This is a genomic window from Bacillus sp. YBWC18, assembly GCF_002998775.1.
Classification (GTDB): Bacteria; Bacillota; Bacilli; order Bacillales; family Bacillaceae; genus Bacillus.
Map to the genome: position 1 here is coordinate 109,114 of NZ_PVRI01000002.1, position 26,332 is coordinate 135,445.

A 26,332-nucleotide genomic window follows, 5' to 3' on the forward strand; every position below is an offset into this window, starting at 1 on the left:
TTCCCCCTCATTATTTGGCTCTTTTATAAAATGGTGTCGAGACGATTTTAGCTTTTAGACGTTTTTTGCGAACTTGTACTTCCACCTCTGCCTGAAGCTGCGCCTGAGAAGATTCGATCAAAGCAAGCCCGACATTTTTCTTTAGTGTTGGGGATTGTGTGCCCGTTGTGACAACCCCAATCTGCTTTTCTCCTGAAAAGACCGGATAGTCTGTGCGCGGAATCCCTTTATCGATCATTTCAATGCCGACAAGCTTTCGCTTCGCTCCCTCTTCTTTTTGCTTTTTGAGCGCTTCTTTGCCAATAAAATTGGCTTCTTTATCCGTTTTGACAGCAAAGCCAATCCCGCCTTCTAATGGAGAGATATCCTTTGTCAGCTCCTGGCCATAAAGCGGAAGTCTTGCTTCAAATCTTAAGGTGTCACGTGCACCGAGCCCGCACGGTATTAACCCTTTTGGCTCGCCTGCTTCTAATAAAGCCGACCAAATGTGGATTGCATCTTCTGACTGGCAGTAGATTTCAAAGCCGTCCTCCCCTGTGTAGCCCGTTCTTGAAACAAGCACTTCTTTTTGAGCGACCTCAGCTTTTGATAAAAATGTAAATGGCTTGAGAGATGTCACCTCTTCATCCGCCACATCTTTCATAATGTCAGCAGCAAGAGGTCCTTGAAGGGCTAGCAAGGCGATTTGATCAGAGACATTTTGGATCAATACGTCGTTCTCACCTTGGTGCTGAAGCAGCCAATCCACATCTTTTTCAATATTTGATGCATTAATGACAAGCAGATAATTGTTCTTTTCTTTTTGATAGACGAGCAGATCATCCACCGTCCCGCCATCTTCATAGCACATGGCTGTATATAGTGCCTTACCGTCTGTCAGCTTAGACACATCATTGGTTAATAACCTTTGTAAAAAAGGAAGGGCATCTTGACCTTTGATTTCCACCTCACCCATGTGAGACACATCAAAAAGCCCTGCTTTTGTTCGAACAGCTTCATGTTCTTCTTTAATGGAAGAAAATTGGACAGGTAATTCCCAGCCCCCGAAGTCAATGGTTTTTGCGCCAAACGTTTCATACGCATGAAAAAGCGGTGTTCGTTTCAACATCAATCGTTTCCCCCTTTTTTCTTTCAGTGCAGATCACAAGCTGAATTTTCAGAAAAAAATCACAGCAAAAAAGGACAGAGCGCTCCCTTTTATCAAAAAGAAGTCTCTGTCCTTGCACCTGAAAGTTTACAGCACAACATCATTGTGCGTTTTCCCCTTTGGTGGTTTGCTAAAAAACGATGAGCAAACACTCTCCAGAGTTGCGTCCGGTAAGAGTACTTTTGCCTGAGAGATTCACTGAAACGATTCAGCTTGCTCCTTCGGCGCCTGCCAGTGCTAAATAACCGCCAAGTCTCTCCCCATACCATCATCCGCTCATATTCTTCACATTTATTGGACATACTATCAAAATGGGTGACTTATTTTCTAGATCACTTACCAACATCCTACCATTAGAAACGGATGAAGAGCAACAGAAAAATCATTAACATTTTTTAAACAAACATTCACTATCGTTCGCTTTTATTCATATATCTAGTCTTTTAAAGACCTCTTAAAAAATGAAGCGTTTAAATACAGAACAATTTTATCATTAACCTATTAGAAAGGCAGGCGATCACATTGAATATTCAAACGATTTTTGATCAGGAATGGGCAAGTGAATTTCAGCAGCGGCTTGCAGCAGACGGCCCCTGGGCGAACTGGGAAATGTACCGTTTAGCGACGCAGGTCCAAAAAGTCACAGCCATTGATTCATTTGAAGGACTGCAAGCTCCCGCGCACCTGCCTGCATTCACGCCTTTAAAACATCAGCTTGAAGTAGCCAGAAGAGTCGTAGAAGAGATGAATGGAAAAGCCATTTTAGCAGATGAAGTGGGACTTGGAAAAACCGTAGAAGCAGGACTCATTATCAAAGAATACATGATTCGTGGACTTGCAAAAAAAATTCTCATACTTGTCCCCGCCTCCCTTGTGTCTCAATGGGTACAGGAGCTGCGGACGAAATTTTACATTGATGCTGTTGAACAAAAAAAGAGCTACGTGTGGGAGCAGTGTGACGTCGTGGTTTCCTCCATTGATACAGCCAAAAGACAGCCGCATCGAGACACCATTTTATCAATTGCCTACGATATGGTCATTATTGATGAAGCACACAAACTGAAAAACAATAAAACGAAAAACTATGAATTTGTGAGAAATCTAAATAAGAAATTCTGCCTGCTGCTGACAGCGACACCTATCCAAAACCGTATCGGAGAAATATTTAATCTCGTTTCCCTTCTGAAGCCAGGCCACCTCGGGAATGAACATCAGTTTAAAGATGTCTTTGCCAAAAAGGATTTACAGCTTGAAGACCACGACCGATTAAAACAGCTTGTGAATAAAGTGATGATTCGTAACCGAAGGCGAGACACGGGCATCGAGTGGACAAAACGGCATGTCAAAACGATTTCCATTGATTTCTCTCCAACGGAACAAGCTTTATATGATGAAATCTGCAAGCTGAAAGAGAACCCGTCTTATGCAAAGCACATGTTTTCCATCATGACCTTGGAACGAGAATGCTGTTCAAGCCGCGAGGCGGTCTATATGACAATTAAAAAAATGCAGGAAGATGAAAAACATATCCTTGGATCCTCTGCTATAGCGCAAATTATGGAGAAAATCAATCAAGTTCAGCAAAACACAAAGGCGCTTGAAGTCGTCAAGCTTATTCAGCAGTTAAATGAAAAGGTCATTATTTTCACCGAATACCGCGCGACACAAATTTATTTACAATGGTTTCTTCAGCAAAATGGCATCAGCTCCGTTCCTTTTCGAGGCGGCTTTAAGCGGGGCAAAAAAGATTGGATGAAAGATTTATTTAGAGAACGGGCGCAAGTGTTAATTGCGACAGAAGCGGGCGGCGAAGGAATCAACCTTCAGTTTTGTAACCAAATCATCAACTACGATCTTCCGTGGAACCCGATGCGTCTAGAACAGCGAATTGGACGTATCCACCGCCTTGGACAAGAGCGAGATGTCCACATTTACAATATGGCAACAAACGGAACCGTTGAGGAACATATCTTAAAGCTTTTATATGAAAAAATTCAGCTGTTTGAAAACGTCATTGGCGATCTAGATGATATTTTAACGCGAATAGATATCAAAGATGCCGAAACAGAACTACATCAGATTCTCTTTCAGCACGAATCAGACGGAGACATGAAAAAGAAATTAACCCAGTTTGCTTCCTATTTATCAGAAGCAAAAACACCACTTTTAGAAAAAAGACAGCAAGGCTCATAAAGGAGAGTTGATCAATGGAGCAGCGTGACATACATACCTTTCTTCTCCGTTTCTTTCAGGCAAATCAATGCGACATACTAGAAGAAAGTGCAGGACATATGACCGTACAACTAACCATCGATATGGATAAATTGATTATGAACCGCCCTTTTTATTGGCACTGGCTTGAAAAAACTGGTGGTGTACCAGAGCCGCGGCAATTGACCCTCATCACCGATCAAAAAAAAGTGGATGATACGATTGAGGGTGAATTTATCCACTTCGGCTCCCCTCGTTTATTTCAAATATTTGAAGCTGTCAAACAGCAGGGCCGTTTTATCCGTCTCTATGAACGAGTCACTCCGCTCACGAACAACCAGATCGCACTCGAGCCATGGCTTGGTCTCAATGTGAAAATTTCTTATCTCGCAGATCGAAAGAAGGATAAGCTTTTATCACTAGGACTTCATCTAATACGCGGAGAAGTCGTTGAACAATTTCAAGAAAAGCTGGAAACCCGTGAGCTGTCATCTCAAATTCCCGATTATTGCTTTACAATGAGTACAATGATCAAGCCAGAAAGCGGAGTCAAACGGCTCTATAGTCTAATGGAGCGTTACGCCCATGAGGAACCAGACAATTGGGCGGTGAGAGCTGTTCAAAAATGGAAAGAAGACACTGAACTTTTAAACCAATTTTATGAAGGGACTTCAGACACATCTGTAGAATATGAAATAGAAAGACAAGCACTCAAAACTTTATACGAACCAAAAATCAGTCTTACGATTGAAAATGGCGGACTTTTTTACTTACAGCAAAAAAGAGGAGGTTGACCCATAGGTCCCCTCCCTTTCATGTGACATACAATTTTCGATCAGCCAAAAGCAACGTTTGTCTGTTTGTATTGGGCGGAAAAATGACGCAAGCAAACTATGAGGTCTTACCACCTGTGTCTTTCCATTTCATGCGTTAAGTGCCTGAAATACATGATTCAGTATTTTAGGAGGGTATTTGTATGGAAAAGAAAACGAACATATTAGACAGTGAATGGGTTCAATTATTACTTGAAGCTCGTAAAGCAGGGCTAACAGTTGAAGAAGTCCGTCAATTCCTCAAATCAAGTGAAAAGTCCTCTGAGTCTCACCCTCTGGTAAGAAGTCATTCTATCAAACCTTTCTGAATGTGCTATAATATCGAAAGGAAGGTGATGACATTGATTGGCCAGCGTATTAAACAATACCGCAATGAAAAAGGCTACTCACTATCAGAACTGGCCGAAAAGGCTGGGGTAGCGAAGTCTTATTTAAGCTCAATAGAAAGAAACTTGCAAACAAACCCCTCCATTCAATTTCTTGAAAAAGTCTCCGCTGTTCTGGACGTCTCGGTTCATACACTGTTACACGAAAAAGATGAAACCGAATACGATGGTCAATTAGATAGTGAATGGGAAAAACTAGTTCGAGATGCAATGACATCAGGGGTTTCGAAAAAGCAATTTCGTGAATTTTTAGATTATCAAATCTGGAAAAAAAATCAAGAAGAGGAGTAAAGCGCACATTTTAGCGCATACTCCTCCAATTGCTATGCAGAGCTTGATATCAGTCTAAAGACTGGCTTTATTTTTTATCTTCGCTGTGTGCTTTTTCGTTTTCTTTCACGTAGCCTTTTTCATCCGTATGCTTTTTGGGATTGATCGTTAAACCATTCCACTGAGTCGCTTCGAAGGAAAGATCAATTTGAATCGCATCGCCTTGGTATTTATTTTGGATATAGTGACCAGCTTTATCCTTCGTCTGGTCATTGACAAATTCAATGATCATTTCCATTTTATCGTAATCAAACGGGTTCTTTGGAATGCCGTCATACTCTGGAGCCACTGTTCCATCAACAGTTGCTACATTAATCTTCCCACTTTCATGTAAAAACTTCTCATCGACGGCATGACGAAGCTTTTCAAATGCGGTCTGATCCTGTTTTGACGTTAGTTGATGCAAGTCAAGCAGGTTTGCATGGTCTAAGATAATATTTTTCGGATAACCATTTCCACCTTCGGCTCCAACCGTAAGAACACTCACCTGAAACTGGCTGAGAAATTCTTCAGCTGTATTCTTACCGCCATTCTTCGCGGAAGCTCCGTCTTGAAACTGGCTGTAATCAAGACTCATCAGCACTTGATTGATCGCAAGCGATCCTTTATTTTCAAAATGAAATTCTTTCTTGATCCGATCACCAGGTTTTAAGTTCGCAAGGTTGATGGCGCCGGAGTTCTCTTTTGCTGATAAATCCAGCTCTCCTGTCGAGTAGACCGCGTTTGCCTTTTCTACATCGTTAAACGCCGCCCATGTCCCCCCGCCGATTAATGCAAGGCCTAAAGCCCCTGATAATACACCTAAACGAATTGATCTTTTCTTTGCCATGAATGAACCCCCTAATAAATTGTTTTATTGAAACCTAATTAGGTTACAAACGAAAATTTAAGCTTGTTCCTCTGACATATGTAAATCAGCCGTGTGTCTTCGGTGTTTTGCAGCGCCCACAAAATGAAGAGTGGAATAAACGAGCAGCATCACACCTGGTATAATGAGCAGCAACGCAGTTCCAGCCGAAGTCCCTGCATACGAAATAAGCTTTCCTGCATAAGGAATGTTCACACCCGTATACTGCGCAGCCACCTGATCCGCTTTTACTAGCGTGCCGTCCTGATACATATTGTGGTCACCTTTCGTCTCAAAGGCTTTATTTGCTCCCTTTCCTTTCACCCCAACAATTCGGTGGGTCACATAAGACTGGTCCTGCTTCGTTTGAAACGTGATAATATCTCCTTTTTTAAGCGCCTCCGGTGAAGTCACTTCTTTTACGACAATGAGTGAGCCAGTCGAAAATTCCGGTTCCATAGATCCAGATAATACTTGCTTGAATTGATAACCGAAAATCTGAGGATCTCCCCCAGTAGTTCTTGAAGACAATACGACAATAATACATGCAATCATCACCGTGAACACCACCACATAAAGAATACTTCCAGACATCTTCATCCATTTTTTCATGACCTCTTCTCCCCTTCGCCTATCATTGTTTCCTTTAGAAGACAGCTCCATTTAGGATGCCTTTTCTTGACACTTTGCGAGCTGCATATGTTTAGACCATATGAATGCTTCTTCAGATCCACCAAAACCTTTAGGATAATAGATTTTAAATGCATAGATTCCCTTCGTTTTTGCTTTATCTGTCGTGACAGTCGTTGTTTCTTGTGAAAGAAGGGACTGTATAGAGCCTTTTTCAAGAATATGACCATCTTGTAACGGCTTCTGCTCACTTTTTACTTTATGTAATTCCCATTTCCATTCAGAGTGTGCAATAGGTTGTCCACTATTTTTTAGTGTCATGCTCAGCTTTTGAGGCGCGCAGACTGTTCCTTTGTTCATCGTTTGATCGATGAGTTCCAAATGACTTCTATCCCATTTGGTAGGCTGACAATGCTGATCCGTCTGTTCAAAATTTTCGCATGTTTTCATGACAAAGTTTGAGTGCTCAACATTGTTAAAAGAAGCGTTCGTTGTTGAGATCAAAAGAGATGTGAAAATCAAACAAATGGCACAAAAGAGTACAAAGAGCGACTGTTTCATTCATTCTCCAACTCCTTGAACGATTGTTCTTTAATAAGAACGATTACATACAGTATAAGGAAATACCTATAAAACCCAAAACGTCAAATTAGTCCATTTTGTTCGTAAACAAGAAACATTACGAGAAAATTCTTCCATTTTCTCATTCTTTCGCCGTATTCAATAATTTTTTGTGTGACATTTGTACTTCTTAAAAATTTACATAAAAGTGCAGCATTTGGTCAGAATAATAACAGGTGAGGTGATGTGAAGTGAAATATGGAAAGATGATAATCATGCTCAGTTTACTGTTGAGCCCTATGATACACGACGCCAATCCTGCTGATGCGAAAGGTTTCACTGCCGCCGCAGATCAATGGGAAACACGGGCAGTCAAAGAAGCAAAGAAACGATATCCGCTGGCACAAGTCTTATTCAAACAAAAAGTATGGGACCGTCATCGTGAGAAGGAATCTGTGAAACAGTATCATATTACGTTAAAAGACCACACCAAAGAATTTGGGGTATTTGTCACTATTTCTTATAACCCTTACTCAAACAAGGTCAATAAAGTGATTGTTGTGGAAGAATACAGCTAAAGGGGCATAAAAAAACCGCCTGCTGGCGGCTTTTTACTTTCGTCGATGTCGCTGACGTTTTTTTAACATCATTGAAAACCCAAACGGCAGAACCCCAAATAAACGCTGTGAAAATGGCGGTTTCGTTTCCATTTTCTCTTGTTTATGTTCCTTCCGTTCGTCACGTGGTGTATTCATATATTTAATGATTTCCTGCGTCATATATTTTACATAGTCATTGGTTTTCAACACATTCACCTCTTCTTTCTTCAAGTGTTACCTAGAAGAGGATCATTTTATACACTGGCTATTCAGGGTTTGCCCATTTCATGATTTCACGGGTCTTCCAATCCAGCACCAGTTCCCGCTCATCTGATAAACCATCCTTTGTTTTCACACTGACTAACATGAGGATACGCTTTTTCTTTTGATCGCATGTCATCTGCTTCAATGTCACGCGGCCTTCTTCAGTGTCAATATGGGTATGCTGCTTTTCACACAAACGATGTAATGTACGGGCAGCTTCACTCGCCCCCACCCTGAAAAGCTGCTGTTTTTTATAAAAAGAAATCGTCAGCTCTGCACTTCTCAGCTCTTTTTGAAACCCTATCGTCATTGATCCTAGGATCAAGAGAAAAAATAGAATCGCAGCCAGTACATGCGGATAGATAAATCCTCCTTCTCTTTTCACGATGTAGGAACCACCCCTTTATATATGAAAAAAACGGCTTCATACACCTTACCAGATTCATCTGTGACTTTCAGGATGGCTCTATATTGATTCGTTCTGACACGAAATTCTTTCACCTTTTGCAATAAAGGAAGATGGCCTGCTTGATCCATTCGCTTCCGAAGCATCTCTTGATATGGCTCAATCGTTACCACTCGCCCTTGATCAGATACATACTCTAACGCTTTACCTCCTTGCACCGATCTAACAGCCGTTGCACGGCTTAATTCCTCATCTAATTGCAGGACAGTCTGTTTCCACTCCATTTGTGAAAATCGGTTAATCTCTTCAAAAGGACGGGCTTTCTCAGCTGTAGAAAAGATTAGTACACAGCCAAAAGAAAGGAACAAAAATAGCTGTAATTGCCACAAAGCCTGGACAAGGGTAAAACCTTGTTCACCGTTCAGCAACATGGTGAAAGCATATGGTCTGCTTTTTTTGTATTTTGTATGATACACACCCCTTCTCTTTACTCCAATTGAATACATATGTGACGTCGCCTCGTTTCTTTTTGACAGAAGGTTTTGTACCATCTATGAACGATTCATTCATCTGTTCATGCAAGATTTGGTAAGCTTCAAGTTTGGCTCTTACTTCATTTTTCCCTATCATGATTTTTTCATAGGCTGGCATGAGCACAAGGGCTGCAAATAGGAAGATATGACAAGCAAACAGCGCCTCAATCGTACTAAACCCTCTATTGTTTTTGAACATGGATTCGCCCGCTTCCTAAATAGATCGTGAGTTTATACGTTTGACTGCCAAATTGAATGATGAGAGACCCGCCGCTGCTTGGATGTCCGTTTACATTAAAATAGATACCTTGTGGAAATGTAGAAGCCTTAATGCTTCCCTTTTGATGCTGAAAAGAAGCAATGGCTTCGCCATCCTTTTGATCGATTACCTGATACGATACATGTGGCGGATGGAATTCAACATACACACGTGTTTTTTTGATAAATGCAGTATAAGCAGCCAATTGAAAATCTTGTTTCATGATGTTCACTTGTCTTTTGGCTTCAGCGCCTTCTATTAAATTTGGGATTTTTCCTCCTATGATCGACAATAGAATCGATAGAACAAGTAAGATCATTAGCTGTTCAATGAGGGTAAAACCCTTCTCATGAAAAATCAATTTATTCATGCTTCACATGGCCGTTTTGAATGACAATCGCTTTTCCATTAGGACACGTTAATCCCTTTTTGACATAGCCTTCTTTTTCTAATTCAGCTAAAGATGGTGTCTTGCCATCATGCTCTAATTCATATGCCATCACCTGTGTGCTCACCATTGATTTAAGCCCTTCACAGCCCTTTGCTTGAATCGTTTGGTGGTGACGAGTGATATTCGGAATGGTAATAAGTAAAAGAATCGAAATCACGAGCATGACAATTAACATTTCTAACAGGGTAAATCCTTTATCATTCATGTCTTTGTCCTCCTTCTTACACTTGCTCCATGAGTTGATACATTGGTAAAAGAATAGATAGATACACAATGAGTATAAGAAGTGCTGACACACCATAGATAACCGGCTGCAGCCACGAAATCCATTTTTCAATTTTCAGCTCTGCATTCTCTAATAGAAATTGGCTGTACGTGTACATTTCTCTTGCAAGCATCCCGCTCGCTTCACCATGCTCGATGACGGCTGCAAAATGTTTCTCGAAAAAAGGAGACGAACTTACTTGATGTGCCATGCTTTCTCCTTTTCTTAGCTCTTCAATCATCTGTTCTGATATTTCTTGAAGAAAGGGTAAGTAGCTTTGCTGTTTAAAAGCTTGCAAGCTCTCGTACATCGATAATCCAGCTTGAAGCAGTCCGCTTAACTGAAGAGAGAAAAGGTACGTATGCAACAGCCGCATTCCTTTATATAAAAAAGGAAACCTGCTTATCACCCTCAGCTTCTCAAGGGTGGACTTTTTCCTAAAAAAGACAGCATAGTATCCGGTCAAACAGATACACACACAGCCGATGAGGAGGAGAGAAACATGCAGCAATTGAAAAAGTCCAAACATACCTTGAATCAGCCATGACATTCGGGTATCCATCGAGGAGTACAAGAGAGAAAATTGAGGAATGATCATTTGCTGAACGAGTATGAGCACGACCAAAACCGTAAAGATGAGGAAGATCGGGTAACGTAACATGCGTTTAAACGTGTCTACCTGTTTGATTTTTTTCTCTAAAAACCGCGCGCTTTGTTCAAGTGCTTGTGCTAGACTGCCATGCTTTTCGGAGAAACTTAATATGGCAATGACTTCCCGCTGAAATTGGAGTCTCTCCAGCACCACATAAAAAGGCTCCCCTTCAAGCAGCCACTGAATGCCCGGTGTTAATTGCTGCTGCTGCTCATTCGACAACTGGATATTCACCATCGTTAATGCCTCAATCACTGTATATCCAGCCTGAATCAATTGAGCAAGTTTTGATAGACATTCCGCTTGGTCCTTTTTAGACCATGCTTTAGAGGCTTGCTTCTTCATAAACCCAGCGATGATAGGTGTTTTTCGATAAATAGCCTAGTGCCACTCCTTTACGAATTAATCTTTGCAGTGTTTCATATGACGAGTGAGCATATTCTCCTTTAGCCTCCTTGATACACTCACCGAGCTCCTTTCCGAACAGCAGTTCAAATACATTTGTTCGTCTGACCGGTCGATTTAATTTACAGTAAAGCTGACATGTTTCTCCGCAAAAAGGACAGGTGAGCTCGATTAATCGCTGCGCAGCAATCGCAACCATCGTTTGTTCGAGTTCATTCATTGTGACACCAAATTCAAGCATACGATAAAGGGCTCCTTTTGCATTTTTCGCATGGAGCGTACTCATCACTAAATGGCCTGTCAGTGCTGCTCTAATTGCCGTTCGGGCCGTTTCGGCATCTCTTATTTCTCCTAGCACAATCAGATCTGGATCATGTCTTAAAATAGCACGTAATCCTGCGGCATATGTGATGCCGGCTTTTTCATTCACTTGAACCTGTAACACTTCTTCATTTCTTGTTTCCACAGGATCTTCAAGTGTAATAATATTTCGGTTGAAATTCTTTTTTGCAAACTGGATTAATGAATAAAGGGTTGTTGTTTTCCCTGAATTTGTTGGACCGGTAAATAAAATCAGCCCATGCGAATGATTCAAAAATGATAATAACCTGGTGGAGGCTTTCGGAAATAGTGACAGATGTTTTATTTTTGGAACATGATCCTGCGGCAATATTCTAATCACTAAGCTCTCATCATTTACAGTTGGTAAGGTAGACATCCGAATAAACACCTGGCCGCTTCTTAGCATCACAGCTAGTGACCCATTTTGCGGCCTCCTTTTTTCCCCTATATCCATGGATGATAAAAATTTAAAATGAGCAATGAGCCGCTCGCCGCTTTTTTTATCAATGGTTCGCTGCTGAATTAAATCTGAGTCTACGCGGAAAGATACCGACGCTTCCTTTTCTTTTGGAACAATATGCACATCAGATGCTCTCATGCGGCATGCTTCTTCTAGCAGCTCTTGTCCCAAATATTCAATACCATACAAATGGTTCACTCCCTTCTCTGACCATATTGTAAGTTGGAGGAACCTGTCTGACAAAAGAGCATTTTATCATTTTAACGACTAATCATGCGAAAAAATCATCAGCTTGCGATGGAAAACGTGGTTTTTTAAAAAAGAGCATATAAAAAAACCTGACTTTTACAAGTGCAGGTTTTTTGGTCATGTGGCTTCTTGCGGCTGTTCTTCAAAAATACGAAATCCTCTTTTTTCTAAAGCTTTTGCAAGGCTGTGTTCAGTATTTACTTTTGAGAAATCAATGCCCAATTTCACGACGGTTTGAGCAATTTCTGGGCGGATGCCTGAAATAATCGTCTCGATTCCTAGAAGCTTCGCACTATCCACCACTTTAAAGAGCTGATAAGCAACCATCGTATCAACGACCGGTACGCCTGATATATCAATAAACAAATGCGTTAGACGCAGTCTTGAAGCCTGTTCTAGTACGGATTCTAGAATAATTTTGGCCCGGTACGTATCAATCTCTCCGATGAGCGGCAAAATCCCAATTTCCTTTGAAACTGGAATAACAGGAGCACTCAGTTCCTGAATCATCTCTCTTTGTGCATTTAGCTGACTCAGTGTCACACGGTCGTATTCTTCTAATAAACGCTCGATCATATTATCAAACGTGGAATGAAAATGCTGATTCCACCCGCACACATCTTGGAGCGTCACTTCAAGCTCGGTTTCTAGTATGAATTTCTCGATTCTCGAACAGAAAATCTGACGGAATATCTTAAATTGTCCAATGATTTCATATAAAGGCACCTCGTGAACGGCTCGATCACGTGCAATATCAACAGACCATTTTTTTAAATGATTTTCTACTTTGTCTGACAGCGTCACAAGCGTTGCTGCAATGGTTTGAATAAACGCTGTGTTCTGTTCCTTCAGCTTCATTTCCGTTTCCTCTGAAGCATGTTTGGAATATAATGAGCCTTCTTCTGTTCTTGTTTTCAGCCATTCTTCGGTCATGACAGGGGCTTCTTTTAGGATAAATTCATATAATTGCTTAGATTTTTCATTTTTCATTTACTTCTTCCGCTCCTTTTTCACTTAAAACTAGTGACATACAACTTTTATGTATAAATGACCGCAGATGGTGAACAATATCATTACACGTTTGATATTGGGCTATAGCCAAGTGGTAAGGCAATGGACTTTGACTCCGTGATCGTTGGTTCGAACCCAGCTAGCCCAGTTCAGCACAAAAACGAAGACGGCTGAAGAATGTTTCAGCTGATCTTCGTTTTTTATTAGGAAACCGATTGATGAATCGCTTTCTTTTTTGATATTTTCATGAGTTCCCCGGGATTATAGCCTACTACCAATTTATTTCCATCAATGATAATTGGTCTCCGGAGCAGTTTTGGTTTTTCAATGAGAAGCTGAAGAACCTCGTTTACTTTTAAATCATTAATATTTAAATTTAAGCTTTTAAAAGCCTGGCTTCGTGTGGCTAAAATTTCATCCATTCCTTCTGTTGTTAAGGAAAGAATCTTTTTTAATTCATCTAGGGTTGGCGTTTCTCTGAAAAGGTGACGCTCTTTAAAATCAATTTGATTCGCCTTTAGCCAATGTTTTGTTTTGCGGCAAGACGTGCAGCTCGGGTATGAATAAAAAGTAATGTCACTCATTAGTCTTCCTCCTTAGGTCGTTAACCTTTTCTCTTATGGAGTAAGTACCCTCATGTATTTCGGCATAAACACGTTTTGATCACTTTTTCAAAAAAATTTTTTCTAATTGTAAAATAAATGTTCACACGGTGTCAAAAATGTAAATGTTTACATAACAAGTGGTGATCAGCTATAATATGAATCAAAGGGGTTTTTTTAAGGGGAGGGAAAGAAATGAATCGCATGTTCCGCGTGCTTGGCTTTTGGACGGGTATTTTTGCTGTCATGTTCTATTTAGGGCATATGAAAGATGCATCGTTGCTGTTCTTCGGTCAAACCGTTCTTTTTGTATTTTTATCCTACTTGAATTTATCCGAAAGAATGTATATTTACATTTTCGGAGCGTACTTGACGATTTTCTTTGCCGGATTTACATATTATTCGATCTTCATCATGGTTCCCGGTACCGGACATTAATTGAAAAAAGCGTCTCTTTAAAAAGAGATGCTTTTTTCATACCTGTGTTTAAAGAGAAAAACCATTGATAAACGGATTTTGCTCCTGCTCTGTGAGTACAGTGGTTTCACCGCCATGTCCACTTAAAATAAGAGTTGATTCTGGTAATGACAACAATTTGTTATGAATCGATTGAAGCAGCACTTCTTGACTGCCCCCTATTAAATCTGTTCTCCCGATGCCACCTTCGAATAACGTGTCACCAGAAATCACAAATCCTTCTTCCGCCGAATAGTAAGACACACTGCCTGGTGAATGCCCAGGTGTATGGAACATCTCTAATGTAAACGATCCAATTTGAAGAGTTCCTTCTGACGTAATTAATTTTTCTGCTTCTTTGACCGTAATTCCATTCCCAATCAATCGAGCTGAACCGTTTAATTCAGCGTTCGTCAGCCATTCCTTTTCATTCTCGTGTACATAGAGTGGCACTCCCCACTCTGCACGCACCTCATCTGCCGCACCGATATGATCAAAATGAGCATGTGTCAGTAAGACAGCAAGCGGTGTGAGCTGTTTTTCTTTTATATAGGAAATCAGCTTTTGTGCTTCACCGCCTGGATCAAAGATTAAGCATTCTCCGTGCTCATTTTTCCAAATATACGCATTCGCTTGTACATAGCCTAGTGGCATTCTTCTCCAATTCATTTTCATCACCTACTTTATTCATTCTTTTTTATTATGAAGGCTACACAATAAAAATTCAAACAATCGTAAACTGGAATCTACTCGACAAGCTTTATGAAAACGGTTAAAATGAAAAGAAAGGAAATCAAGGGGATTGATGACAAAGGGGGACTTTCACATGATGCTCGTCATTATTTTTGGTCTAGTCACGATTTTAGCTGCACTCGGGATCTATCGCTCACTTAAAAAAGTGAACGTACTTGCCATCGCTTTTGCTGGCGCGACATTTTTGGTTTTTGGATGGTTTACTGTCATGACCATCATCTATAGCGGTTATCCAACCGCACATTAAAAAGCCTGCAAATAGCAGGCTTTTTTTATTGATTCAAGTGCTTATTCACGCTTTCTATTTTACTTGTAAGCGTTGTGGTTTGATCCCGCCTGTCATCAATTCGGATATTGGTCGCTACGCGGTGCAATCCCTTTTCAAAAGGTGCTTCATGAATGCGCTGAATGACTTCAAATAAAACAGATAATTCACCTTCAATTAACGTATTCATTGGTGTTAATTGATAATTAATTTTCCCTTCTTTTTGAAAGCCTTCTAAAATTCTTTGTACATCTGCTACATAAGCACTGACACTTGGTGTTTCAGTACCTATTGGAATGATGGTCACATCTGCTATGGCCATGTTTCTTGCCCCTTTCCATTGAATCCTCATGTTTTCTCGTCCTCATTGTAACCTATTCACAATCAATCATGCCATGCTCACGTTGCATTTAAAGAAGGTTTGTCTCGTTCTATCGTCAAATCCGCCCTCTCTACCTTCCCAATCTTTGTGAATAGAAGCAGGCATATCCCTGACACAGCTTCAATGATGCCGCCAGCCGCAATGACATACCCAGACCCAAATAGTGTCGCCATATAGCCGCCAATGAGAGCGCCTAACGGAATCATGAAGAAGGAGATCATGTTGATAATCGCATACACTTGCGGCTGATCCTCTGCTTTTACTGACAATTGAATCATTGTATGTTCAGGCACGTTGACTGCACTGATGGCAGCCCCTAAAGCAAAGGCTGATATAAACACAAGTGGTAAAAATGCGTTCATGCCTGTGATGAAGAACGAGATTCCATCAACGATCCCGGCACCTATAAACAGCAGCCCATACCGGTTCACTTTTACCTTTGTCAAAACAAACCCCATCAAGAAGGCACCTAGTGCCGTTGTGACTTTAATAAATGAATAGATAACTGGTCCACTATGTAAATCCTCTGTTAAATAAATAACAGACAATGCTTCCCATGGTGCTGCAGCGAAGTTTGAACAGACACAAAAAATCGCCAATGGAAACAAAATATGATGCCTTTTAACAAGTGAAAATCCCCGAATTAATCTTTTGCCGTATGATAACCCTTTTTTGGCTTTATCGATGATGACTTCTGTTTCATATGTAATCATTAATACCAATAAAGCGGACAAGAGATAAAGAGGAATGATCACAAGCATTGTATATCCTACCCCTACAAATGCAATCATGACACCACAAATCGTTACCGTCACAAGCCTGACCACATGACTTGCTGATTGGATGGTTGCATTCGCTTTTTGTATGAGGTCCTCATGGACAAGCTTTGGAATAATTGATACGGACGCCGGTTCGTAGGAGCCACCAGTCGCCGAATGAAGCAGCATACAGCCAATCACAAGTGCTAATGGCGTGAAATCATAAAAGTAACTGACCACGATCACAAGGATTATCGCTCCTCTTGTTAAATCAGCAAAACACATCCAAAATTTCAATTGATGCGGCTTCATCATTGGGGTAATCAGCGGCCCAACAATGGCTTGCGGAACAAAGCTGACCGCAATAAAAAAAGCTGTTCCAATTGCCCCTTTCCCGCCTAGTACTAAAAGCCACAAGATGGTGTTGAAAGATAAACTATCAGCTGTTATTTTGCACATTTTAGAAATAAATAAGTAAGTGAAATTCCTTTTCCACAGGCTTTGAGCACTCAATGTTCGACATCTCCCTAAAACATATCCTTTTTTTTACATCCGTACTTTTCACAATAGCTCACAAGGCGGCCTCCGTCAATTGCTCTAACATTATTTTTATTGACAATAAGAAATTGATTCACGTTCAAATGTAAAAAGCACCTGACAGGTGCTTTTTAACACTTACATGCTTCCCATAACAGCCGCTTTGTTTTCTCATAGATGGAATCAAATTGATTCATGGAAAGAGGATTTTTCCCTAATCCAAGCTCGACTGTATAGCCCTCATTGTGAAATTGATAAATAAACCAATCGCGATAGCCTGCATAGCTGTCAAGATATTGAACCGGTTTATAGCCGCTTACTTGCTCGAATCGTTTGACCGTTTCTTTTGAGATGGCAGGTTCGTGGCCAAGAAAGCCCCAGTATATCTCTTCTCCTTGTGTATGGAGAGCGATCAGCCGGTCAAAGCGTTTTCGTAACGCTAGATTTGCCATCGCTTTCGCTTCAGGTTCTGTTAACGGCTCGCGCCCTGGAAAACCCCGATTGGACGGTGCCTTAGGCTCATGACGGTAGTATTCGATCTCCCAATAAGCTGGAAATTGATTGTTCAAATCCACCCCTCGAATATTTGCTTTCCACTCCTGATAATCAGCATATCCACCATGTAGCGATGTGAATTCTTCACTGCTGAGACCTAGTGACTCAGGTCCATTCCGAACGAGGTCTACGCCATCTGGATTCACCATTGGCACGATGGAGAGAGCTGTGGTTCGCAGAATATGAACGGCTTCATGATGTCTTGCTTGCACCGGGTCAGATGCGGCTAAACACAGCGATTTCAGCCATTTTATTAAAACAGACGTCGTGATCCATTCATTTGCATGAAAAGAGGCATTCAAATGAATAGAATGTAAATGCTGAACAGGCTCTGTTCGGATTTCATAAATAGGTGTATCAAGCACTGAATGACCTATTATGCTGATTTGAAGAAAAGGAAATGCGGCTTTCAAGCGGCTCAGCTCTTCTTCTAATTGAGCACTATCATATTCAAAGGTTCCATTGATCCAATCATCGGATTGCTGCAGCCTGTAAGGCGCAATAAATTTCTGCAGCTCACCTATGGAAGAAAATGAATGGATGCCTTCCGGAAGTCTATATCCCGGTAAAAGAAGGTGATCAGTGCTTGTTTGATTGGATAAATGAAAAGCCGCATTCCCTATCCCTAACTGTTTTGCCACATTATCCTTTCCCGCTTCATCCAGCTGCCATTCAATTTTCCCAAACGACGTTGTCTTCATTTACATCCCTCCTCTCATACTATATGAGCCGGCAGACAAAAAAAGAAAACCTCTGCATCTAAAAATAGCAGAGGTTTTCTCATATGTTAGGACGCCTTTTTCAGCTTCGTTTCATCTTCTTTTTTGGATGGAGAATGGTCCGGGCTGTTCCGGTCATAAAATCTAAGGAGATCACCGTAGATGATTTGATCAGAGAATTGGAGCTCTTGCTTTGCCTTCTCTTCATAAGACTGACAAACGGTCTCATCATCTCTTGGCTCACCCGTTTCTTTATTGTAGCAAACTCCATCTGTGAAAACACTGTCCTTCGTAATAAAGCTGCCATCACGAAGCACGGTAAAGTCATTCTTATCTTTTGATAAAAGATCATGACCAAATTGAATCTGTTTACTTGTATCAATTCCTAAAAGATTGAGTATAGTTGGACGGATATCGACTTGACCGCCTACCGTGTCAATTTCTTTTGGATGTTGATCTGTGATCCCTGGAATGTGTACAACAAACGGGACTTTTTGAAGCTGCACTTCTTCAAATGGCGTAATCTCTTTATTTAAAAATTGTCCCATTGCTTCGTTATGGTTTTCTGAAATTCCATAGTGATCCCCATATAAAACAAAGATGGAATTTTCGTACAAACCTGTTTCCTTCATCTTTTCAAAGAAAATCTTCAGCGCCTCATCTTGATAACGCACTGTAGGAAAGAACTTGTTTAACGTTTTGCTCTTAGAATCATATTCATCAATGAGCTTATCTTCTTCATCTAGATCAAATGGAAAGTGATTCGTTAATGTAATCAATCTCGTATAGAAAGGCTGCGGGATCGATTTCATCAATTCCGCTGACTGTTCAAAGAACGGACCATCTTTCAAGCCCCAGCCAACTGAGTTCTCTTCATTCACATCAAATGATTTAATATCAAAAAACTTATCGTAGCCAAAGCTATCGTAGATCAGGTCACGATTCCAGAAACTTTTGTTATTCGCATGAATAACAGAAGAGTGATACCCCTCATCCTTTAACAACTCAGGTGTGGCTGTATACTCATTGCTTGGGTTTGTGAAGAACACAGCCCCTCTTCCAAGTGGATAGAGAGAGTTATCAACAATAAACTCTGAGTCCGATGTTTTCCCTTGACCTGTTTGATGATAGAAATTAGTAAAGTTGTAGCTTTTCTTGATTAGTTTGTTTAAAAATGGGGTAATTTCTTTCCCATTTAATTTTTCATTGACCACAAAGCTCTGAGTAGACTCTAGGGAGACAAGAATGACATTTCGCCCTTTCGCTTGACCAAACGTCTTTTCATTACGGTCGGTTTGATTTGCGCTTACATAGTTTTCAATTTCCGTTAAGCTATTACTGTCAGCAAGGGCTCGTTGAGCAGACTGCTTCGATTGCAACACTCCATCATAAATATGGAAATTATATAAGCTAATATTTTTCACCAGCATCTCACGGTCAAATGAGCGAGTGAGCAGTTCTGGTCTTTCTGTTTCAGCCAAACCAAGGTTAAAGAAGAAAGTGGCTGCCACAAATAAATAATAAGCTGCTCGTTCTTTTCGTGAAATGGTGACATCCGTTCTAAAGGAAGGCTGCTTTTTATAGAGCCACATTAAAATCATAATATCAACGAACATCAGAAAATCGACTGGTTCAATTAAAGAGGTAATACTTGAACCGAGGTCACCCATATTGTTTGTTTGAAATAGGACGGGGATGGTTAGAAAGTCACTATAGAATCGATAAAACACAATGTTAGCTAACAAAATGAATGTCAGGATAAAGCTCATCACGATGATATATCGATTGCGATTTTTTTCTTTCATAAATAAACCGATACCGAAGATAAACAAGAGAAAGCTAAGCGGATTAATAAACAGGATAAACTCCTGCATGAAATTTTCTATTTTAATATTAAAGCTAGATTTATAGATAACATAGGTTTTGACCCACATTAACAATGTCGCAATCAGTAAAAATGAAATCGCCTTTAATCTTTTCTTTCGCATTGTAACCTCCTTATGCTCTAAGCATGCACTCAAGTTAGGGAATACCCTAATTATTGGTGCTTCTTCAAAAATAACTAAACTATATCTTATCCTGTATGTGCTGGAAAATCAATGTCTTTTTCCTCATGACAAACTTATGAATATGCTAAACATTTCATTTCATGCCCATCTATCGCTTTTTTTAATAAAAATGACATCATGATGACTTTTTTGTTTAAGACAGCCATTTGTTTTTTGCCATCCATGCACCACCGATGACTCCAGCATCGTTTCCGAGTGAAGCAATCACGACTTCGACATCATCAGCGCAAGGCGGAAATGCGTGATGTTTAACAACGCGCTCTACTTTACTGCGAAGAAGCTCCCCTGCTTTTGAAACACCCCCGCCAATCACGATTTTTGTTGGGTTTAACGCACTGGCAAGATTCGCTAAGACAAGTCCAAGATGAGTCGTCACTTCTTCTACGACACGCATGGCAAGATCATCTCCACTTTCAGCGGCCCTAAACACATCCTTTGCAGACAGCGAAGTGAGCGTGCCAAGTGAAGATGTATGCTGCTCCCTTTCTAATTTATCCTTTGCAAGCCGAACGATGCCAGTCGCAGATGCAATGGTTTCAATACAGCCTGTTCTTCCGCAGTTACACGGTGCTCCTTGGAATGGAACGGCACAAATATGGCCAATTTCTCCGCCAGCCCCAGTCTCACCTTGAACAACTTCACCATTTACAATAATACCGCCGCCAACACCCGTGCCAAGTGTGACCATCAGGATATTTTTTGCGCCATCTCCTGCACCCTTCCACATTTCACCGAGTGCTGCAATATTCGCATCATTTTCTATGACAGATGGAAGTCCTGTCTCTGCCTCCAGGTGATCTTTGAGTGTATAGTTTGTCCAGCCGAGATTCGTTGTTTTATAGACAATCCCCGATACTTTATCTACAGGCCCAGGTGCACCCATTCCAATCCCAATAAGCGCTGATTTTGGCATACTGATTTCGACCAGTTTGTGGTCAATTGATTTGGCAATATCGACTGTGATCGTCTGCCCTGATTTATCCGTAGGAATCTCCCACTTATGCTGAATTTCACCATATAGATTAATGAACGCAAGCTTAATTGTCGTACCGCCAAGATCAACTCCTACAAACCAATCCCCTGTCATATGCCCTCCACCTTCACATTGTTTTTCGATTTAATTTGGCTAGTTCCATTTGAAGAATAGTCATTGCGTTTGACCATTCGGTCCGGTCAATAATGCCCGATGTATACATTTCCTTCAGTTCATCTGCCATAAATTCTAATTCCACTTCACGATCTCCGAAATACACATAATTTCCAAATCTCATGAGCAGCTGCTGTACATCATATAACGTTTTCATTATTTCCACCATTTCTTCTCATCAACAGATAGGATAAGCGTATTCATAAATGCGCTTTCAGTCAAGTCATTCAATGTGTTTGCGTGCTTTCAATATATTGTTTCAGTTTTAAAAATTGATCATTTTTTGGATCTTGGTCTAACCCTTTCTCGATTAGATCCTCCGCTTTCGCTGTCTCTCCTTTTTCTACGTACAACAACGATAAATGATACAGTTTATTTGGATCATCAGGATCTTTTTTAAGCGACTTTTGTAAAAATTCAATCGCTTTGTCAAGGTGGCCGAGCTGCGCTTCCGATAGTGCATATATATGGAGAGCATCAGCTGATGCATCCTTTTGGTGTACATATTCCTCTAATCGTTTACTTGCTTCGTTATAGTTCTTCTCATCAAATAGACTTGCTGCCTCACTTACTGCCGCCGCTTCCTTTTGATCGTCTGAATGAAACCCTGTATACAGTCCAAAACCGCCAATCAACAGCAGAGCAGCACTAGCAAGAAACATTTTGACAGGCTGCACCTGTTTAGGGAGCCGGACAGCTAAAGCGGCTAAAAAACCGCCAACCAGACCGCCAAGGTGCCCTGCGTTATCAATACCTGATACGGTGAAGCCTATCCCTAAATTGATAAGGATGATCACAATAATATTTGTCCCCATCGTTCGAAAGAATAGCTTGCGGTTAGAAATTGCTAAATATAATAGCGCACCTAAGCAGCCAAAGATCGCACCTGATGCACCGGCTGCGATGGCCGTATTAAAGACAAAGCTCGCAATGGAGCCAAAAATGCCGGAAATGAAATAGATGAGCAAAAATCTCCATGAGCCATAAATTCTCTCAACAGCCGCTCCGACAGACCAAAGAGCAAATGTATTAAAGAGTAAGTGCGTCAAGCCAATGTGCAAAAACATTGGTGTAATCAGGCGCCACCATTCTCCATCTAAGATCAGCCCATTATTTTTAGCACCAAACGCTGTTAAAGTTGCCGTATTGGTACTTCCGCCAGATAGTTCAAGCAAAAGAAACATCACCACTTGAACAGCGATGAGCAAGTAGGTGAAAATCGGTCTGCCATTTTGAAAAACGGCCCGTTCTCGTTCACGCTGCTTTTCCTGATCATTAAATGCTTGAAGTACATTCATTTTAAGCTGCATGACATCCTCAGCTGTGTCTCTCTTCGCCTCTTCTAAATCCAATGTTACCGAGGTGTTCAGCCATTTTTGCAGCTCGTTTACATCGTGCTGAAGAGTGTCTGCGTTCAGTAATACAGGTGTAACCGTCACCTTTTGTTTTTTCTGCGGCTGACCGTTTAAGTCTTCCCAATCATCTACAGGATCGTCAGCTGTAAATTGGAGCTGCAAGAGATGAAGAGACCGTTTACGCATCGCCTCTCTCAGCTGATTCACCCGATACGTCTGCTCTTCGATATCTCGAACAATCTCCTGTCTAAAATTCACATCTTTTCTATATAGACGGATGAGATCATACCCTGAGTTTCTTGGTGCTTCAAAAAATATTTCATCTTCTGGATACGGACTTTGAATCATCTCGTACCCTTTTTGCCTTAATTCATCAACAACTCGCCAAAATAGACTATCTATGACATTCATTCATTCGCGCTCCATTTTTTACATTATTATAACAAGAATCGTTCTTATCCGCATTTCTGAACAAAAAAATCCCGGCTTCTGCGGGATTAGAATGCTTGGCGAATAAATTTCGTCCGAAAATATGGGATTTTCATCAGCCACTTAATAAAAAAGTGACGCACTTGATTTTGACCTAAGATCAAATTCATCAGCCGATAACGATTTTGCACGAGAACGAATGCAAACAATGTGAACACAATGCTCCAAATCATTTTATTCATCATATTCCCTCCTATGTTCGTATCGTGGCTTAAATAGGATTTGTTTATGCATGAACCATCATTTTTATCACTTTCAATGGTTCTTTTCATTAGCCGGCTTTCACAATCTAATCCCTTGTTCTTTTGATTGAATATAATAGACCTCTTCACACTCTGATTGATCATAAGAAACGTCATTATTCACTTCCTCCCACATATTACGGAAGTATCTTTTCTTTCCACGAAATTTTTTCAAAACGGACCTCCTAGCAAAATGCCATTACATGCTGGTTTTTAATCAATGTGAAATCATATTGCATTTCACCCTACCGTACCTGCAACTCTGATGAAACGATCTCAACACAAAAAGCCCGTTCTTTGGACAATCAGCGGACTTTTACTTTTGATATAACGTACCTTTTTCACTGACAATCATAGACACCGGTATGTCGTGTGCTTCAGCCGGCACATGCTCGATTTGCTGTAACGACAGACAAAGGGCAATGGTTACGCCGTGGTAGTCAGCTAAGTAGCGGTCATAATAGCCGCCACCAAATCCAATCCGGTAGCCTTTTTGATCGAAGCATACCCCAGGCACAATGATTAAATCAATGGCTTCTTTATGTACAGCTGCCGACGCCCGTGGGTCTGGCTCCAATAGCCCAAAGTAGCTGGATGTCATCTTTGTTTCGGGTGTATATTCATAAAACATCATCTCTTTTGTTTCCGGAAAACAGGTGGGTATACATACTGTTTTTCCTTCTTCCCACGCTTTTTCAATCAGAGGCATTGTCGGTATCTCTTTTCCTCTAGACATTGTCAAAGCGATCGTTTTCGCCAGTTTCCATGCTGGCAGCTGCAATAAGTGCTCATGAAGTAAAGCCGTGCTGCACTCAAATTCTTCAGCGCTTATCTGATCCAGCTTGGCTAATGTTTGAAGGCGAAGCTCCTTTTTCATACAGATCATCTCCCATCATAAAAAAACAGCAGGAAAATTCCCTGCTGCTTACTTTGTTTCACGATGTAAAGTTTGTTTTTTATCACGTGAGCAATACTTTTTGAATTCAACGCGATCTGGATTGTTTCGCTTATTCTTTTTAGTAATATAGTTACGCTCACCGCATTCAGTGCAAGCTAGAGTAATATTTACGCGCATATTTTTCCCTCCAAACTAAAATCAATTCACATTCAGACCTAACTATAATACCACTTCTAGCTTAGGAATGCTAGAATGTTTTTTCACCAATTTCATTTTGAGTGCATTCACTTACATATCGCATGGTTATGTCATGAAAAATCGTCTGCTCCCCTATAAAACCTTATCCTTTGTCGTACTGTATACATGAGACCCCTCTTCTCCCCGCCTCTTTCATTTATTTTGACAGCGAAGCAAGGTTTCATACCCGTTTTACATATAAAAAGAAAAAAGATGAAAAAAAGGTGATTTTCTTCAGCAATTCCTTTTGAAACTAGCTTTTTTATGGTATAAAAAAGAAGGGTCGAAAACTGTCTGAAACAATCTTGAAAGCCTTTTATGGCTTTCAGCATTAAAATATGAATAAAAGGTGATGAAACATGGAAATTGCAATTATCGGATTGCTTGTTGTCAGTATTGTACTGATCGCATTCTCATATTTTCAAAGAGAGCCGATTAAAGAAGTCGAGCAGGAACTTGAAACACTTCAACTATCTGCAATGCAAGAAATCTATAAACTGAAAAAGAAAATGAAAGTGCTTGAAGAAGAATTACTTGAAACAAACATCGTCGTTCGCAAGCATTCAGAAATTGATCCATCCATCGCAAGACAGATCATTTCAAAGCACCAAAATGGCATGTCTCCTGAGGCCATTGCGCGCGCTGAGCATGTATCTGTAGAAGATGTCAACATGATCATTAAAGACAACGAGAGGGTGCTTGTATGACGAAAAAAAGCATCCAAACGTTTGCAGCAGGTATGATTCTTGCAACTGGGGTTCTTGCGATTGTCTTTTTTCTCACTGGGAAAGACGAGGCAGCAGCTGATACAACAACAAAAGAAACCCTCGCACAGAAAGTAACAGACACTGACGTGAAAAACTATTTAGACTCCAAAAAAGAAGTCACTGTCAGCCGTGAAACGTACCAGCAGCTTCTTGACTATAAAGAAAAAGCGCTGAAGGCAAATGAAGACGGCGATTCTAAGAGTGATAAACAAAAGCCTAAAGGCAAATCGATCAAATTCGTGATTAAAAACGGTATGAGTACAAGTGATGTTTCAGACATGCTGGAAAAGGACGGCATCATCAACTCGTCTAAAGATTTTAATGATTACGTGATTGACGCCGGCTACCATAAAGAAATTCGTGCAGGCAAGTTCAATTTAAAAACAGGGATGACGTTCAAACAAATCGTCAAAGCCTTAACAAAATAACAATAAAAACCCCCTGGCGGCACTGACCTCCAGGGGGTTTTTATTATCCAAATCGACCAGATATATAATCATTCGTTCTTTGATCGTTTGGCTCAGAAAACATCACATTCGTATCATTAACCTCAACAAGCTCCCCCATTAAGAAGAATGCCGTTCGGTCTGATACCCTAGCCGCTTGCTGCATGTTATGCGTCACAATGGCAATTGTATATTTCTCTTTCAATTTCATAATCAATTCTTCAATCTTTAATGTTGAGACAGGATCAAGCGCTGATGTTGGTTCATCCATTAATAAGATGTCTGGGCTTGTGGCAATGGCTCTTGCGATACAAAGACGCTGCTGCTGACCGCCAGAAAGGCCTAGAGCGGGAGCACTTAATCGATCTTTCACTTCATCCCAAAGGGCAACATCTCGAAGCGCTTTTTCAGCGATTTCTTTCAATTGCTGCTTGCTCTTTACTCCGTGAATTCTTGGTCCGTATACGACATTATCAAAGATAGACTGAGGGAATGGATTCCCTTTTTGAAACACCATCCCGACATTTTTACGCAGCTCCACTAAATCGACACGGCCTTTTAAAATGTTGTCACCGTTATACATCATATCCCCGGTGATTTTCACACCTGGCACTGTTTTGACCATGAGATTTAACGTTTTAATAAAGGTTGACTTTCCGCAGCCGGACGGGCCGATAATCGCTGTGACTTCATGCTCTCTTATAGCTAAGTCAATATGCTTCAATGCATGATGCTGTCCATACCAAAGATTCATATCATTCACACGAAACACTTCTTTTTTTGCTGTTTCAGTTGCTACTGCATTCATCAAATC

Annotated in this window: 36 protein-coding genes, 1 tRNA gene and 2 riboswitches; of the genes, 10 read left to right on the forward strand and 27 right to left on the reverse strand. The window is 40.7% G+C overall.

Annotated elements, in window-relative coordinates; genetic code table 11:
* Positions 1–10 precede the first annotated feature (10 nt).
* A complete protein-coding gene (gcvT, locus tag C6348_RS06780; protein ID WP_106042396.1) occupies positions 11–1,108 on the reverse strand; it encodes a glycine cleavage system aminomethyltransferase GcvT in 1,098 nt (365 codons plus the stop codon).
* Between the two features lie 104 nt (positions 1,109–1,212).
* Positions 1,213–1,308: riboswitch (glycine riboswitch) on the reverse strand.
* A gap of 3 nt (positions 1,309–1,311) precedes the next feature.
* A riboswitch (glycine riboswitch) is annotated at positions 1,312–1,419 on the reverse strand.
* 250 nt (positions 1,420–1,669) lie between these two features.
* On the opposite strand from gcvT, the gene C6348_RS06785 reads away from it, so the two are divergent.
* From C6348_RS06785 to sinR, 4 genes are all read left to right on the forward strand, one after another.
* Positions 1,670–3,340: a DEAD/DEAH box helicase gene (locus tag C6348_RS06785; RefSeq protein ID WP_106042398.1), complete on the forward strand. Its 1,671-nt coding sequence runs from the start codon at positions 1,670–1,672 to the stop codon at positions 3,338–3,340.
* Positions 3,341–3,354: 14 nt separating this feature from the next.
* A complete protein-coding gene (locus tag C6348_RS06790) occupies positions 3,355–4,152 on the forward strand; it encodes a YqhG family protein (RefSeq protein ID WP_034661279.1) in 798 nt (265 codons plus the stop codon).
* Positions 4,153–4,334: 182 nt separating this feature from the next.
* Positions 4,335–4,499 (forward strand): anti-repressor SinI family protein, encoded by a 165-nt coding sequence (locus C6348_RS06795; protein ID WP_003217357.1) that lies wholly within the window; start codon positions 4,335–4,337, stop codon positions 4,497–4,499.
* Positions 4,500–4,532: 33 nt separating this feature from the next.
* Positions 4,533–4,868: a transcriptional regulator SinR gene (gene sinR / locus C6348_RS06800; protein ID WP_095285385.1), complete on the forward strand. Its 336-nt coding sequence runs from the start codon at positions 4,533–4,535 to the stop codon at positions 4,866–4,868.
* Positions 4,869–4,935: 67 nt separating this feature from the next.
* Here the strand turns inward: sinR and tasA are convergent, their stop codons facing one another.
* Genes tasA through tapA form a run of 3 tightly spaced genes read right to left on the reverse strand, consistent with a single transcriptional unit; the run spans position 4,936 to position 6,945 of the window.
* Positions 4,936–5,736, reverse strand: a complete 801-nt coding sequence (tasA, locus tag C6348_RS06805) for a biofilm matrix protein TasA (RefSeq protein ID WP_034661283.1) — start codon at positions 5,734–5,736, stop codon at positions 4,936–4,938.
* Positions 5,737–5,793: 57 nt separating this feature from the next.
* Positions 5,794–6,366: a signal peptidase I SipW gene (sipW, locus tag C6348_RS06810; RefSeq protein WP_106042755.1), complete on the reverse strand. Its 573-nt coding sequence runs from the start codon at positions 6,364–6,366 to the stop codon at positions 5,794–5,796.
* A 51-nt stretch (positions 6,367–6,417) separates the two neighbouring features.
* Complete coding sequence (gene tapA, locus C6348_RS06815) at positions 6,418–6,945, reverse strand: amyloid fiber anchoring/assembly protein TapA (protein ID WP_106042400.1); 528 nt, start codon at positions 6,943–6,945, stop codon at positions 6,418–6,420.
* 299 nt (positions 6,946–7,244) lie between these two features.
* Between tapA and C6348_RS06820 the strand changes: the two genes are divergently transcribed.
* Entirely contained in the window at positions 7,245–7,523 is a 279-nt protein-coding gene (locus tag C6348_RS06820; protein ID WP_223249903.1) for a DUF3889 domain-containing protein, read from the forward strand.
* A 33-nt stretch (positions 7,524–7,556) separates the two neighbouring features.
* Here the strand turns inward: C6348_RS06820 and C6348_RS06825 are convergent, their stop codons facing one another.
* From C6348_RS06825 to C6348_RS06865, 9 genes are all read right to left on the reverse strand, one after another.
* Entirely contained in the window at positions 7,557–7,751 is a 195-nt protein-coding gene (locus C6348_RS06825) for a YqzE family protein (RefSeq protein WP_024718846.1), read from the reverse strand.
* A gap of 58 nt (positions 7,752–7,809) precedes the next feature.
* Positions 7,810–8,193 carry a competence type IV pilus minor pilin ComGG gene (locus C6348_RS06830; RefSeq protein ID WP_034661288.1) on the reverse strand — a complete coding sequence of 128 codons (384 nt, stop codon included), beginning with the start codon at positions 8,191–8,193 and terminating at the stop codon, positions 7,810–7,812.
* The gene (gene comGF / locus C6348_RS06835) at positions 8,190–8,690 is read right to left on the reverse strand and encodes a competence type IV pilus minor pilin ComGF (protein ID WP_034661289.1); all 501 of its coding nucleotides are present in this window, start codon (positions 8,688–8,690) and stop codon (positions 8,190–8,192) included. Before comGF ends, C6348_RS06830 begins: the two co-directional genes overlap by 4 nt.
* Positions 8,629–8,946, reverse strand: a complete 318-nt coding sequence (comGE, locus tag C6348_RS06840) for a competence type IV pilus minor pilin ComGE (RefSeq protein WP_034661291.1) — start codon at positions 8,944–8,946, stop codon at positions 8,629–8,631. The genes comGF and comGE overlap by 62 nt, the downstream gene beginning before the upstream one ends.
* Entirely contained in the window at positions 8,930–9,376 is a 447-nt protein-coding gene (gene comGD / locus C6348_RS06845; protein WP_106042402.1) for a competence type IV pilus minor pilin ComGD, read from the reverse strand. The genes comGE and comGD overlap by 17 nt, the downstream gene beginning before the upstream one ends.
* Positions 9,369–9,662: a competence type IV pilus major pilin ComGC gene (comGC, locus tag C6348_RS06850; protein ID WP_003217322.1), complete on the reverse strand. Its 294-nt coding sequence runs from the start codon at positions 9,660–9,662 to the stop codon at positions 9,369–9,371. The genes comGD and comGC overlap by 8 nt, the downstream gene beginning before the upstream one ends.
* Before the next feature lie 16 nt (positions 9,663–9,678).
* A complete protein-coding gene (gene comGB, locus C6348_RS06855) occupies positions 9,679–10,719 on the reverse strand; it encodes a competence type IV pilus assembly protein ComGB (protein WP_106042404.1) in 1,041 nt (346 codons plus the stop codon).
* Positions 10,700–11,770, reverse strand: coding sequence for a competence type IV pilus ATPase ComGA (gene comGA / locus C6348_RS06860; RefSeq protein ID WP_034661296.1), 1,071 nt, complete (start codon positions 11,768–11,770; stop codon positions 10,700–10,702). The genes comGB and comGA overlap by 20 nt, the downstream gene beginning before the upstream one ends.
* Before the next feature lie 177 nt (positions 11,771–11,947).
* Complete coding sequence (locus C6348_RS06865; RefSeq protein WP_106042405.1) at positions 11,948–12,820, reverse strand: STAS domain-containing protein; 873 nt, start codon at positions 12,818–12,820, stop codon at positions 11,948–11,950.
* Positions 12,821–12,918: 98 nt separating this feature from the next.
* Between C6348_RS06865 and C6348_RS06870 the strand changes: the two genes are divergently transcribed.
* Positions 12,919–12,989: transfer RNA gene (locus C6348_RS06870), tRNA-Gln, on the forward strand.
* A gap of 55 nt (positions 12,990–13,044) precedes the next feature.
* Here C6348_RS06870 and C6348_RS06875 read toward each other — a convergent pair.
* Positions 13,045–13,425, reverse strand: a complete 381-nt coding sequence (locus C6348_RS06875) for a Spx/MgsR family RNA polymerase-binding regulatory protein (protein ID WP_007501232.1) — start codon at positions 13,423–13,425, stop codon at positions 13,045–13,047.
* A 213-nt stretch (positions 13,426–13,638) separates the two neighbouring features.
* On the opposite strand from C6348_RS06875, the gene C6348_RS06880 reads away from it, so the two are divergent.
* A complete protein-coding gene (locus C6348_RS06880) occupies positions 13,639–13,881 on the forward strand; it encodes a DUF2626 domain-containing protein (protein ID WP_003217440.1) in 243 nt (80 codons plus the stop codon).
* A gap of 48 nt (positions 13,882–13,929) precedes the next feature.
* Here the strand turns inward: C6348_RS06880 and C6348_RS06885 are convergent, their stop codons facing one another.
* Complete coding sequence (locus C6348_RS06885; RefSeq protein ID WP_106042407.1) at positions 13,930–14,568, reverse strand: MBL fold metallo-hydrolase; 639 nt, start codon at positions 14,566–14,568, stop codon at positions 13,930–13,932.
* A gap of 157 nt (positions 14,569–14,725) precedes the next feature.
* Between C6348_RS06885 and C6348_RS06895 the strand changes: the two genes are divergently transcribed.
* Positions 14,726–14,899 (forward strand): DUF2759 domain-containing protein, encoded by a 174-nt coding sequence (locus C6348_RS06895; protein ID WP_003217333.1) that lies wholly within the window; start codon positions 14,726–14,728, stop codon positions 14,897–14,899.
* A gap of 25 nt (positions 14,900–14,924) precedes the next feature.
* Here C6348_RS06895 and C6348_RS06900 read toward each other — a convergent pair whose 3' ends face one another.
* The 11 genes from C6348_RS06900 to rpmG form a co-directional block, all read right to left on the reverse strand.
* Complete coding sequence (locus C6348_RS06900) at positions 14,925–15,239, reverse strand: MTH1187 family thiamine-binding protein (RefSeq protein WP_034662003.1); 315 nt, start codon at positions 15,237–15,239, stop codon at positions 14,925–14,927.
* A gap of 77 nt (positions 15,240–15,316) precedes the next feature.
* Positions 15,317–16,570 (reverse strand): MFS transporter, encoded by a 1,254-nt coding sequence (locus C6348_RS06905; protein WP_106042409.1) that lies wholly within the window; start codon positions 16,568–16,570, stop codon positions 15,317–15,319.
* Between the two features lie 155 nt (positions 16,571–16,725).
* The gene (locus C6348_RS06910; protein WP_106042410.1) at positions 16,726–17,850 is read right to left on the reverse strand and encodes a M14 family metallopeptidase; all 1,125 of its coding nucleotides are present in this window, start codon (positions 17,848–17,850) and stop codon (positions 16,726–16,728) included.
* Between the two features lie 86 nt (positions 17,851–17,936).
* Positions 17,937–19,856 (reverse strand): LTA synthase family protein, encoded by a 1,920-nt coding sequence (locus tag C6348_RS06915; protein WP_106036863.1) that lies wholly within the window; start codon positions 19,854–19,856, stop codon positions 17,937–17,939.
* A gap of 214 nt (positions 19,857–20,070) precedes the next feature.
* On the reverse strand, positions 20,071–21,024 hold the full coding sequence (locus C6348_RS06920; RefSeq protein WP_106042412.1) for an ROK family glucokinase: 954 nt from the start codon (positions 21,022–21,024) through the stop codon (positions 20,071–20,073).
* A 13-nt stretch (positions 21,025–21,037) separates the two neighbouring features.
* A complete protein-coding gene (locus C6348_RS06925; RefSeq protein ID WP_008342322.1) occupies positions 21,038–21,241 on the reverse strand; it encodes a YqgQ family protein in 204 nt (67 codons plus the stop codon).
* A 70-nt stretch (positions 21,242–21,311) separates the two neighbouring features.
* The gene (locus tag C6348_RS06930) at positions 21,312–22,850 is read right to left on the reverse strand and encodes a rhomboid family protein (RefSeq protein ID WP_106042414.1); all 1,539 of its coding nucleotides are present in this window, start codon (positions 22,848–22,850) and stop codon (positions 21,312–21,314) included.
* Positions 22,851–22,936: 86 nt separating this feature from the next.
* Complete coding sequence (locus C6348_RS18855) at positions 22,937–23,110, reverse strand: hypothetical protein (RefSeq protein ID WP_017367602.1); 174 nt, start codon at positions 23,108–23,110, stop codon at positions 22,937–22,939.
* Positions 23,111–23,210: 100 nt separating this feature from the next.
* Positions 23,211–23,345, reverse strand: coding sequence for a hypothetical protein (locus C6348_RS19165; protein ID WP_258182066.1), 135 nt, complete (start codon positions 23,343–23,345; stop codon positions 23,211–23,213).
* Between the two features lie 141 nt (positions 23,346–23,486).
* On the reverse strand, positions 23,487–24,047 hold the full coding sequence (locus C6348_RS06935) for a 5-formyltetrahydrofolate cyclo-ligase (RefSeq protein ID WP_106042415.1): 561 nt from the start codon (positions 24,045–24,047) through the stop codon (positions 23,487–23,489).
* A gap of 48 nt (positions 24,048–24,095) precedes the next feature.
* Positions 24,096–24,245, reverse strand: coding sequence for a 50S ribosomal protein L33 (rpmG, locus tag C6348_RS06940; RefSeq protein WP_008360061.1), 150 nt, complete (start codon positions 24,243–24,245; stop codon positions 24,096–24,098).
* Positions 24,246–24,664: 419 nt separating this feature from the next.
* Between rpmG and C6348_RS06950 the strand changes: the two genes are divergently transcribed.
* Together C6348_RS06950 and C6348_RS06955 are read left to right on the forward strand one after the other, a co-directional pair.
* Positions 24,665–25,012, forward strand: a complete 348-nt coding sequence (locus C6348_RS06950) for a hypothetical protein (protein WP_003217285.1) — start codon at positions 24,665–24,667, stop codon at positions 25,010–25,012.
* Positions 25,009–25,500: an endolytic transglycosylase MltG gene (locus C6348_RS06955; RefSeq protein WP_034661306.1), complete on the forward strand. Its 492-nt coding sequence runs from the start codon at positions 25,009–25,011 to the stop codon at positions 25,498–25,500. Before C6348_RS06950 ends, C6348_RS06955 begins: the two co-directional genes overlap by 4 nt.
* Positions 25,501–25,543: 43 nt before the next feature.
* Here C6348_RS06955 and pstB read toward each other — a convergent pair whose 3' ends face one another.
* On the reverse strand, positions 25,544–26,326 hold the full coding sequence (gene pstB, locus C6348_RS06960; RefSeq protein WP_066030657.1) for a phosphate ABC transporter ATP-binding protein PstB: 783 nt from the start codon (positions 26,324–26,326) through the stop codon (positions 25,544–25,546).
* Between the last annotated feature and the right edge of the window lie 6 nt (positions 26,327–26,332).